Annotated in this window: 12 protein-coding genes; 7 read left to right on the forward strand and 5 right to left on the reverse strand. The window is 67.3% G+C overall.

Annotated features, from left to right (window positions below; genetic code table 11):
* Positions 1–678, reverse strand: a 678-nt coding sequence (locus tag AC3XYG_RS18100) for a YcjX family protein (RefSeq protein WP_489141247.1), incomplete at its 3' end; no start/stop codon positions are given.
* 263 nt (positions 679–941) lie between these two features.
* On the opposite strand from AC3XYG_RS18100, the gene AC3XYG_RS18105 reads away from it, so the two are divergent.
* The 6 genes from AC3XYG_RS18105 (at position 942) to AC3XYG_RS18130 (ending at position 6,270) form a co-directional block, all read left to right on the forward strand.
* Complete coding sequence (locus tag AC3XYG_RS18105; RefSeq protein WP_489141248.1) at positions 942–1,730, forward strand: YdcF family protein; 789 nt, start codon at positions 942–944, stop codon at positions 1,728–1,730.
* Positions 1,731–1,770: 40 nt separating this feature from the next.
* The gene (bluB, locus tag AC3XYG_RS18110; protein WP_489141249.1) at positions 1,771–2,412 is read left to right on the forward strand and encodes a 5,6-dimethylbenzimidazole synthase; all 642 of its coding nucleotides are present in this window, start codon (positions 1,771–1,773) and stop codon (positions 2,410–2,412) included.
* A 114-nt stretch (positions 2,413–2,526) separates the two neighbouring features.
* Positions 2,527–3,855, forward strand: coding sequence for an ABC transporter substrate-binding protein (locus tag AC3XYG_RS18115; protein ID WP_489141250.1), 1,329 nt, complete (start codon positions 2,527–2,529; stop codon positions 3,853–3,855).
* A gap of 95 nt (positions 3,856–3,950) precedes the next feature.
* On the forward strand, positions 3,951–4,532 hold the full coding sequence (locus AC3XYG_RS18120) for an SIS domain-containing protein (RefSeq protein ID WP_489141251.1): 582 nt from the start codon (positions 3,951–3,953) through the stop codon (positions 4,530–4,532).
* Positions 4,533–4,534: 2 nt separating this feature from the next.
* A complete protein-coding gene (locus AC3XYG_RS18125; protein ID WP_489141252.1) occupies positions 4,535–5,422 on the forward strand; it encodes a carbohydrate ABC transporter permease in 888 nt (295 codons plus the stop codon).
* Positions 5,422–6,270: a carbohydrate ABC transporter permease gene (locus tag AC3XYG_RS18130; protein ID WP_489141253.1), complete on the forward strand. Its 849-nt coding sequence runs from the start codon at positions 5,422–5,424 to the stop codon at positions 6,268–6,270. Before AC3XYG_RS18125 ends, AC3XYG_RS18130 begins: the two co-directional genes overlap by 1 nt.
* Before the next feature lie 3 nt (positions 6,271–6,273).
* Here AC3XYG_RS18130 and AC3XYG_RS18135 read toward each other — a convergent pair whose 3' ends face one another.
* From AC3XYG_RS18135 to AC3XYG_RS18150, 4 genes are all read right to left on the reverse strand, one after another.
* Entirely contained in the window at positions 6,274–6,639 is a 366-nt protein-coding gene (locus AC3XYG_RS18135) for a type II toxin-antitoxin system VapC family toxin (protein WP_489141254.1), read from the reverse strand.
* Positions 6,633–6,857, reverse strand: a complete 225-nt coding sequence (locus tag AC3XYG_RS18140) for a ribbon-helix-helix protein, CopG family (RefSeq protein ID WP_489141255.1) — start codon at positions 6,855–6,857, stop codon at positions 6,633–6,635. The genes AC3XYG_RS18135 and AC3XYG_RS18140 overlap by 7 nt, the downstream gene beginning before the upstream one ends.
* A gap of 64 nt (positions 6,858–6,921) precedes the next feature.
* Positions 6,922–7,974 carry an aspartate carbamoyltransferase gene (gene pyrB, locus AC3XYG_RS18145; RefSeq protein ID WP_489141256.1) on the reverse strand — a complete coding sequence of 351 codons (1,053 nt, stop codon included), beginning with the start codon at positions 7,972–7,974 and terminating at the stop codon, positions 6,922–6,924.
* 277 nt (positions 7,975–8,251) lie between these two features.
* Positions 8,252–9,274 carry a sugar-binding transcriptional regulator gene (locus tag AC3XYG_RS18150; RefSeq protein WP_489141257.1) on the reverse strand — a complete coding sequence of 341 codons (1,023 nt, stop codon included), beginning with the start codon at positions 9,272–9,274 and terminating at the stop codon, positions 8,252–8,254.
* Positions 9,275–9,460: 186 nt separating this feature from the next.
* Between AC3XYG_RS18150 and AC3XYG_RS18155 the strand changes: the two genes are divergently transcribed.
* Positions 9,461–9,909 (forward strand): hypothetical protein (locus AC3XYG_RS18155; RefSeq protein ID WP_489141258.1); only part of this gene is annotated, 449 nt, incomplete at its 3' end.

Here is a 9,909-nt window from a genome sequence, read left to right on the forward strand (position 1 = left end):
GGACCCTTCCAGGTCGCCCGGCAGCAGGAAGCGCCCGGGCTGCAGCCGGCTCAACGGCACGGCATGGGTGCGGCAGGCGCGAAGATACCCGGTGTACAGCCGGGCCGCCTCGATCGCGTCGGTCTCCTTCGCCGGCCCGGCGGGGTCGAGGCCGGCGATGGCGTCGCGCCAGCCCTGCGACAGCGGCGCCCGTACCCCCGATGTGGCCAGGGCCAGCGTCTCCTCCGCCCAGCCGGCGTAGTCGCGCTCCAGCAGCGGCAGGTCGATCAGCCATTCGCCGGGATAGTCGAAGATGTCGAGGTGCAGCACCTGGTCGCCCAGCAGGCTGCGCAGCCCGCTTTTTGGCGCGAAGCGCAGCGACAGGCGCAGTTCGGCGACATTGCGAGTGCCAGCCGGCCAATCGGGGTGCCCACCGGCACCGGTCAGCCGCGCCACTGCTTGTTCATAGGGAAAGCGTGGCAGTTCGAGATGCGGCTGCGGCCGCAGCACCGCCGCGCGCAGCCGGTCCTCGGCCACGACGTCGAGCAGCCCGAATCGCCGCGGGTCGGTCAGGCCATGCACCAGGGCGGCGATGAACACCGACTTGCCGGCGCGGCTCAGCCCGGTCACGCCCAGGCGGATGCGGCGGTCGAACAGCTCGCCGGCGCGGTCGAAGAGGTCGCTCGAAAACAGCTCCATCAGCGGGGTGCGCGCTCCGGTCGGCCTGGGACGGACAGCCGTGGATAAAACCATACGCTTGGACTTCAAGCGCATGGTCAATTGGATCCACTAAACGAAACGTTGGGGTTTGGGCCTGGCCCAAACCCCTGGGCCCATGTGCGGGCTGGGCGCCCCTGCGTCAACCCGCAGCCAGCCGATGGGTTGCATAATTACGTACAATCCGCCATTCCTCCCGCGTCGCGCCGCCCATGTCTTCGCGCGTCGCGCCGAGTGGGTGAGCGGTGTTTTTCTTCCTGTCCAAGCTGATCTGGTTCTTCCTGCAACCCCTCGGCCTCGTGCTGCTTGGGTTGCTGCTGGCCGCGGCGGGCTTCCTGTACGGGTCGCGCCGCCTGGTCCGGCGGCTGGTGATTGCCCTGGCCCTGGCCTTCGCCGCGATCTGCATCCTGCCGATCGGCGACTTGATGATGCTGCCGCTGGAGAACCGCTTCCACAAGCCGGAGGAACTGCCGGCGACGCTCGACGGCATCATCGTCCTCGGCGGCGCCGAGATGACAGCCCTGTCGGGGGCACGCGGTGAACCGGTGCTGGACAACAATGGCGAGCGGCTGCTGGCGGCGCTGGATCTCGCACGCCGTTTCCCCGATGCGCCGGTGATCTTCTCCGGCGGGCTCGGCGATCCCTGGAACGGCGTGCCGCCGCAATCGGACATCTTCCGCGACGCCATGCTGATGGCCGGGCTGCCGGAGCGCCGGCTGATGCTGGAAAGCCAGGCCCGCAACACCGACGAGAACGTGCTGCTGCTGAAGCAGATGGTGCAGCCGCAGGCCGGGCAGCACTGGGTGGTGATCACCAGCGCCTATCATATGCCGCGGGCGATGGGGCTGTTCCGCGAGGCGGGCTGGAAGGTCGAGCCGTGGCCGGTCGATTATCGCGGTCTGCCGCCGACCCTGCTGCCGCGTGTCGATCTGGTCGACCAGATCGAGGTGCTGGACGTCGCCATGCATGAATGGGTCGGCCTCGTGGCCTATTGGACGACAGGTCGCATCTCTCAGCTGTTTCCCAGGCCCTGAGCGGGCTATAGCTGGGCCATTCCGTCGCAGGAGGGCCCGAGTGACCGCCCCCGATTTTCCGCCCGATTTTCGCGACCGCTTTGTGGAGCTGCTGCGCTGGCGCCGCGACGTGCGGCATTTCCGGCGCGACCCGCTGCCGCCCGGGCTGCTGGACCGGCTGCTGGACCTCGCCTGCCTCGCGCCCTCCGTCGGCAACAGCCAGCCCTGGCGCTTCGTGCTGGTCGAGGACCCGGACCGGCGGGACGCGGTGCGGGCTGTGTTCGGGCATTGCAACGCCGATGCCGCAGCCGGCTATGACGACGATGACCGGGCCGCGCAGTACCGTCGGCTGAAGCTGGCGGGGCTGCAGGAGGCGCCGGTGCAGCTCGCCATCTTCTGCGACCGGTCGACCGGGCAGGGGCATGGGCTGGGACGGCAGACCATGCCGGAGACGCTAGACCATTCGGTGGTCACCGCCATCCACACGCTGTGGCTGGCCGCGCGGAGCGAGGGCGTCGGCGTCGGCTGGGTCTCGATCCTGGAGCCGGAGGCAGTGACGGCGCTGCTCGAGGTGCCGCCGGCCTGGCATCTCATCGGCTATCTCTGCCTCGGCTTCCCCACCAGCGAGGAGGAGGTGCCGGAGCTCGAGCGCGAGGGCTGGCAGGCCCGTCTGGGCGCCTGCCGCACGGTGCTGCAGCGCTGAGCGACGCGGCTTGACTCTCGTGTCATGGCCAGACGATTGTATCTGCAAAGATACAAATGTTTGTACCGTCCACCCGGACGGCTGGCATGACCATCACAAAGGGAGGGCAACCCAATGAAGAAGCTTCTGTTTTCCGGTATTGCCGTCGCTGCGCTGCTGAGTGCGGGCCAGGCCATGGCCTGGAGCCTCAAGGAAGCGGCCGAGCCCTACAAGGGCACCACGATCAAGGCGATCTTCCTCGACCGCCCGGGCTACGCCGCCGCGATCAAGCTGCTGCCGCAGTTCGAGCAGGAGACCGGGATCAAGGTCGAATACGAGATCCTGCCTTACGAGAACACCCGCGAGCGCGAAGTGCTTGATTTCACGGCCGGCGGTGAGATCGACGTGGTGCTGAGCGACGTCGTCTGGATCGGCGAATACGCCGACAGCGGCTGGATGGTGCCGCTGAAGAAGTTCACCGACGACCCGGCCCTGGCCGACCCGGCGCTGAATCTGAAGGGCTTCTTCCCGATCCTGCTGGAGAGCTTCGGCACCTGGAACAAGGAGCTCTACGGCCTGCCCTTCGACAACTACTCCGGCCTGCTGTTCTACAACAAATGCATCCTCAAGGACGCCGGCTTCGACAAGCCGCCGGCGACCTGGGACGAGTTGATGAACACGTATGGGCCGAAGCTGACCCATGACGGGAAGTACGCCTATGCCCTGCAGTCGCGCCGGGGCGAGACCCAGTCGGCCGACAGCTTCATGCGCATGCTGTGGCCGTTCGGCGGGTCGCTGCTGAACGCCGACTTCAAGTCCAATCTCACCTCAGATGCGTCGCAGAAGGGCCTGAAATTCCGGCAGGAATTGATGAAGTACATGCCGCCGGGCATCGTTGATTTCGACCATGCGGAATCGGTGAACGCGCTGGCCCAGGGCCAGGTGGCAATGATCACGGAATGGTCGTCCTTCTATTCCACCCTGGTCGACCCGGCGACCTCGAAGCTGGGCGACTGCCTGGGCGTGGCGACCGAGCCGAAGGGCGAGGCCGGGCTGAAGCCGGCGCTGGGCGGCTTCTCGCTCGGCGTGGCGTCGCAGGCCAGCGAGGCGCAGCAGAAGGCCTCCTGGCTGTTCATCCAGTGGGTGACGTCCGAGGCGATGGCCAAGCCCTATGTCGAGGCCGGCGGCGTTTCGGGCCGCACCGCGGTCTATGATGATCCGGCGATCAAAGCGAAATACGCCTTCGTAGCGCCGACGGTGGAATCCTGGCAGGGCGGCGTGCCGTCGTTCCGGCCGCGCTTTCCGGAATGGCCGGCGATCTCCGAGATCATCGGCGAATTCGGCACCAAGATCATGCTGGGCGAGGAGACCCCGGAATCGGGCGCCCAGAAGATCGGCGAGCGGATGGAAGCGGTGCTGCAGAAGGCCGGCTATTACGACGGCAAGAAGGAAAAGCTGCAGTAGGCTCTCATCAATCTGAGTGACCGTGGCGTGTTGCCTCTCCTGCCAGGCGGGAGAGGCAATGCAACGGACCGACGATCGTGACCGGAGATCACCCCATGCCCGAAACCCTCAACGCCCTGGCGGATCGGGCGCTGGATGAGATCGGCGGCGTCTTCCGCCGCCTCGGCCCCGAAGCGCTGGATCCGGTGATCGCGGCGCTGGCTGAAGCGAACCGCATTGTCTGCCATGGCGTCGGCCGGGAAGGGCTGATGATGAAGGCGCTGGCGATGCGCCTCTATCACCTCGGCCTCGACGCCCATGTCCTCGGCGACATGGCGACACCGCCGGTCGGGCCCGGCGACCTCCTGGTCAGCAGCGCCGGGCCGGGCGGCTTCGCCACCATCGACGGGCTGATGCGCATCGCCCGGGACGCGGGGGGCCGGACGCTGCTGTTCACCGCCCAGCCTCAAGGCAGCGCCGCCGCCCTGGCCGACACCGTGTTCGTGCTGCCGGCCCCGACGATGGCAGATGATTTGGGGGCGGATGACACCGGCCGGACCGTCGCCTCGGTGCTGCCGATGGGCAGCTTGTATGAGGGCGCGCAATTCCTGCTGTTCGAGCTGGTCGTGCTGCGGCTGCGCGACCGGCTCGGCATCGCGCCCGAGGCGATGCGGGCGCGGCACACCAATCTGGAATAGACATGGCGCATCGTCTCGAGAGCCGTTGGACCCCGGTCTGGTTCCTGGCCCCCGCCGTCATCGCCCTGCTGGTGATCGGCATCTTCCCGACGCTGTACGCGCTGTGGAATTCGCTGCACCAGGTGATCCTGCCGAAAATCCCGCGCGAGGGGACGCCCTTCGTCGGCCTCGGCAACTATCTTGCGGTGCTGGCCGACCCGACCTTCTGGGACGCGCTCACCCGCACCCTGCTGTTCCTGACGATCGTGCTGCCGGCGGAGCTGCTGCTGGGCCTCGGCGTGGCGCTGCTGCTGCACAAGCCGGGGCTGCCGTTCCTGAAGACCCTGGCCCGGCTCAGCCTGGTCATCCCGATGGCCACCACCTATGCCGTGGTCGGGCTGATCGGCCGGCTGATCTTCAACCGCGACTTCGGCGTGGTGAACTGGTTCCTCGGCCTGGTCGGCATTCCCCCGGTCGAATGGCTCGGCGACCCCAGCTTCGCCTTCGTGTCGATCGCGATCATGGACATCTGGCAGTGGACGCCGTTCTGCGCCCTGGTGCTGCTGGCCGGGCTGACCATGGTGCCGCCGGAGATCGAGGAGGCGGCGCGGCTGGAGACGCGGCGGTTCCGCCACATCCTGCGCCACGTCCAGCTGCCGTTCCTGATGCCCGGCATCACCGCGGTGCTGATCCTGCGCACAGCCGACACGCTGAAGCTGTTCGACATGATCTTCACCATGACCCGCGGCGGGCCGGGGGCGGCGACCGAACTGATCAGCATCACCATCCAGCGCGTCGGCTTCCGGGTGTTCGACCAGGGCGTCGCCTCGGCCCAGGCGGTGCTGCTGCTGATCCTGACCATCGTGCTGTCGCGGATGTATATCCGCCTGGTCTACCAGGAGGTGGAGTGATGGCGGCTGCAACGCAGGGCGGTGGCCGCGGCCCCCGGATCCGGATGTCCATCTGGCACGCGCTGGCGCTGATCGCCATCGCCCTGGTCTGCGTCTTCCCGTTCTACTGGATGGTCACCACCAGCCTGAAGGACCAGGCGGTGGCCCTGGCCTCGCCCCCGGTGTGGCTGTTCGAGCCGACGCTGGACCATTACCGCGCCGTGCTGGGCCCCAAGGATGTCGGCCCCAGCCTGCTGAACTCGATCATCGTCGCGGTCTCGACCACGGCGCTGGCCATCCTGCTGGGCACCCCGGCGGCCTATGCCCTGGCGCGCTTCGAATTCCGCGGCAAGGCGGATCTCTGGTTCTGGTTCATCACCAACCGCATGGTCAGCCCGATCGTGCTGGCGCTGCCGATCTTCCTCTTGGCCCGCAGCCTGAACCTGATCGACACCCATCTGGTGCTGATCCTGCTGTACCTGACCTTCAACCTGCCGATCGTGGTGTGGATCTGCGCCGACCAGTTCCGCGGCATCCCGCGCGACCTGGACGATGCGGCGCGGATCGACGGCGCCTCGCGGTTCGCCGTGTTCCTGCGCATCGCCCTGCCGCTCGCGGCGCCGGGCGTCGCGGTATCGGCGATCTTCTCCTTCATCTTCTCCTGGAACGAACTGCTCTATGCCCTGGTGCTGACGCGCAGCGCCACCCGGACCGCGCCGGTGGCGGCGACCAGCTTCATGAGCGGCTACGACCTGCCCTGGGGCGAGATCATGGCCACCGGCACGCTGATCGTGCTGCCGGTGATCGTGTTCGCCCTGATCGTGTCGCGCCAACTGGTCCGCGGCCTGACGATGGGTGCGGTGAAGTAGGCGTCAGACCGAATACGGCATCCGGATTCCCGGATCGGCTGTCGGGAAATCCTTGCTGTTGCGGGTCACCAGCAAAGCCGAGCGGCGGCGGGCGGAGGCCCAGACGATCGCGTCCGGCAGATTGATGCGGTGCCGCTTTCGCAAGTCCACGGCCTCTTCGGCGATATCGTCGTCCAGCTCGACCAGGACAAAGCTGCGCAGAAAGTCGCGTGTTGCCTGTTCTGCCGCCAAAGGGGTCCCAACCATGACCTCCATCCAGGTGACGACGCTGATCGCCCTCTCCTGATGGCGGTCCAATTCGTCCCGCGCATCGGAGATGCCATTCAGGTAGTCGATCAGGATGTTCGTGTCGAAGACGGCGCTTACCATTCGCCGCGCAGCGCCTTCTGGTACTCAATGCCGTCGACAGGTTGCTGTCCTTCGCGCTGCCACAGGCCGAAGGCGTCTTTCTGGCTGGCTTTCCGCCGCTTCGCCAGATAGGTGGCGACGGCTTCACGAATGATCGCTGCCCGAGACGTTTCCTCCCGGACGCTGATCTCCGTCAATTCCTCAAGCTGGTCGTCGGGAATATCGACCAAAGTGCGCATGGCGGCCTCGAGTATATGATATCAATATCATATATCATCCTCAAGTTACCGCACAAGACGCGGATCAGATCTTTCCCGGCCGGTAGAACGCGGCGTCGTCGGGGCCGATCCGCTCCGGCCGCCACCATCGGGCCGGCTGGAAGCTCTTTTCGATGCCGTCGGCGACGCCGAGGGTCAGGGCGAACAGCGCCATGCGCACCGGCACGCCGTTGTCGGTCTGGCGGAAGATGGCCAGGCGCGGATCGGTGTTGAGGTCCTGGGCCAGGTCGTTGGCACCCGGCCGGCTGTCGCGCGGCAGCGGGTGCATCACGATGGTGTGCGGCGTGCCATGGGCGTTCAGGATGCCCAGGCTGATCTGGAAATCCGGCGCGTAATCGGCCGACAGCTCACCCTCGGCGAAGCGTTCTTTCTGCACCCGTGTGGCATAGATCAAATCGGCCCCGGCGACGCCGCGCGACACCTCGTCATGCTCTTCGATGGTGTGGCCGCGGCTGCGCGCGTGTTCCACCAGCTCCGCCGGCATGCGCAGCGGCTCCGGCGCCACCAGGCTCAGCGTCAGGCCCTCATACAGCGACAGGATGTGGATCAACGAGTGGACGGTGCGGCCGTATTTCAGGTCGCCGACCAGGGCGATGCGGGCGCCGTCGATCGGCCGGCCGATGCGCGCGAACTCCTGCCGGATGGTGTAGATGTCGAGCAGCGCCTGGGTCGGGTGCTCGCCGGCGCCGTTGCCGCCATTGATCACCGGGATGTGGGTGGCGGCGGCGAATTCATGGATCGCCCGCTCCTCCGGATGGCGCATCACCACCGTGTCGACATAGCCCGAGACGACGCGGGCGGTGTCGTAGATCGACTCGCCCTTGGCGATCGAGGAGAAGGTGAAGCCGGTCGTGTTGACGATGGCGCCGCCCAGGCGCTGGAACGCCGCCTCGAAGCTCAGCCGGGTCCGGGTCGAGGCCTCGAAGAACAGGCTGCCCAGCACCGCGCCTTCCAGCACCCGCGTGGTGGCGCGGCCCTGCGCGACCGGGGCCAGGAGGTCGGCGACGCGGAACACGGCCCCGAGCGAGTCGAGGGTCAGCTCGCGCGTCGAGAGGAAGTGCCTGCCTTTGAAATCCATGGTGTGAGCCCGCGTTCTCTGGAGGGCGCCCGATCCGGCGCCGGTGCGGAGGCCAGTCATCTCAGAGGCCATCCGGAAATGCTACCGATATGGCCGTCTTATAGCGATTTTTCACGTTCCGGATGGCTCTCTCAGAGACTGTTTGGAAATGCGCTGGCGAGAGTCGGCTGGCGGTGGTTTCGAGAACCGGCGCGCAGCGGACATGGTCGTCCGTGAGCACCGGAAGCGGAGAAACCGCCGTCAGACGGCCACGCCAGTAGCATTACCAAACAGGCTCTCAGCCTTCGCGGTCTTCCGCAAGCCGCTCCGCGAGCGCCTCGTCGGTGATCAGCACATTGATGCAGCGGCGGCGTAGTGCGGCCCGGATGATCTCGAACTTGTAGCTGCCGCCGGAGGCCAGCACGACGGACGGGATCCGGGCCAGGTCGTCCAGGCCCAGCGCCACCGTGCGCCGGTTCAGCGGGTGGTCGACCGGCCGTCCTTCCACGTCCAGCCAGTTGCCCAGCACGTCGCCGACGGCGCCGGCCGCGCGCAGGGCCGCAGCCTCGCGGTCGACGATCCCCAGGGCCAGCATCAGATTGTGGTCGGAGACGTTGCCGACGCTGATCAGCGCCAGATCGGCCGATTTCGCCTTGTCATAGATGTCGCGCAGCACGCCGCGGCCCAGCAGGCTGTCGCGCTGGGCCTCGTCATCGGCATAGACCGGCGCGGCGAAGTAGAAGCGGTCGGCGTCGTGCAGGTCGGCGAAGCGCGAGACGATCTCGAAGGTGTTCTGGCCCGAGCCGCGAGTCATGCTGCCGATCAGCGACACCACGGACAGGTCGGTCATTCGCCGCCGCTTCATCGATTGCAGGCCCAGCCGCAGCGTCTGGCCCCAGCCAATGCCGACCAGCATGCCGTCATGCACCGCATTCTCGACATAGGCGCCGAGGGCGACCCCGATCGCGGCGCGGATCTTGTCCTCGTCCCGCGGCGTCGGCACCACCACCGCGTCGCGCAGCCCGTAGCGCCGGATCAGCGCCCGCTCCAGCGCGACGCAGGAGGCGAGGGGGGATTGGATGCGGATCTGGATGATGCCGGTCTCGCGGCAGATCTGCAGGATGCGGTTGACCCGCAGCCGGGTCAGGCCCAGCCGCTCGGCGATCTCGGCCTGGGTCAGCCCTTCGACGAAATACGCCCAGGCGATGCGGATCTGCTGCTGCTGCTCGGGGTCGACCGGGGCGTCGGCGGCGTCATCCGCGGCCGGCCGGCGTGTCGCGACGGGTTTCGCGGTCTCCGGGCGGCGGCGCGTCTCGCTCATGCGGTCTCTTCGTTTTTCCGGCGTTTCCTCGCTGCCATGGTGGGGGCAGGGGCGTGCCGCTGCAAGCCTTCCGCGGGTCGGGCAGTATTATCCCTCGACTCATTGTTCCCTTTATGTTCTCATCAAGAGATGACACAGACAGCGCCCACGCCCCAGACACCCACCGCCGGATCCCCGGCGGCGGAGGTGTTTGCGCAGGAGTGGACGCTGCTGTCCGAGATGGAAGCGCTGAGCGGCGAGTTGGCCCGGGCGTTCAAGGTCAGGAGCCTCGCGGCCCTCAAGGGCAAGGACGACGCCAAGGCCGCGGCCGCGAAAACCCATTTCAACGATCTGTTCCTCGGCATCCGCCGCTCCGTCGCCCTGAAAGCCAGGCTGGACAAGCAGTGCCAGCAGCAGGGCCGCGCGGCCGAAGACCGCCGCGAGCGGCGGCAGGACCGGATCGACCAGCGCCGCCGCAAGGTGGCCGAGGGCGTGTCCCGCGCCATCGCCGCCGCCACGCCGGATGCCGATGAGCGGGATGATCTGGCCACCGACATGTGGGAACGGCTGACCGAGGGCGACCAGATCGACACCGACCTGGCCAACACAATCCTGCCGATCGAGGCCCTGATCCTGCGGTTCTGCCGCAAGGTGGG

Source organism: Inquilinus sp. (assembly GCF_057815775.1).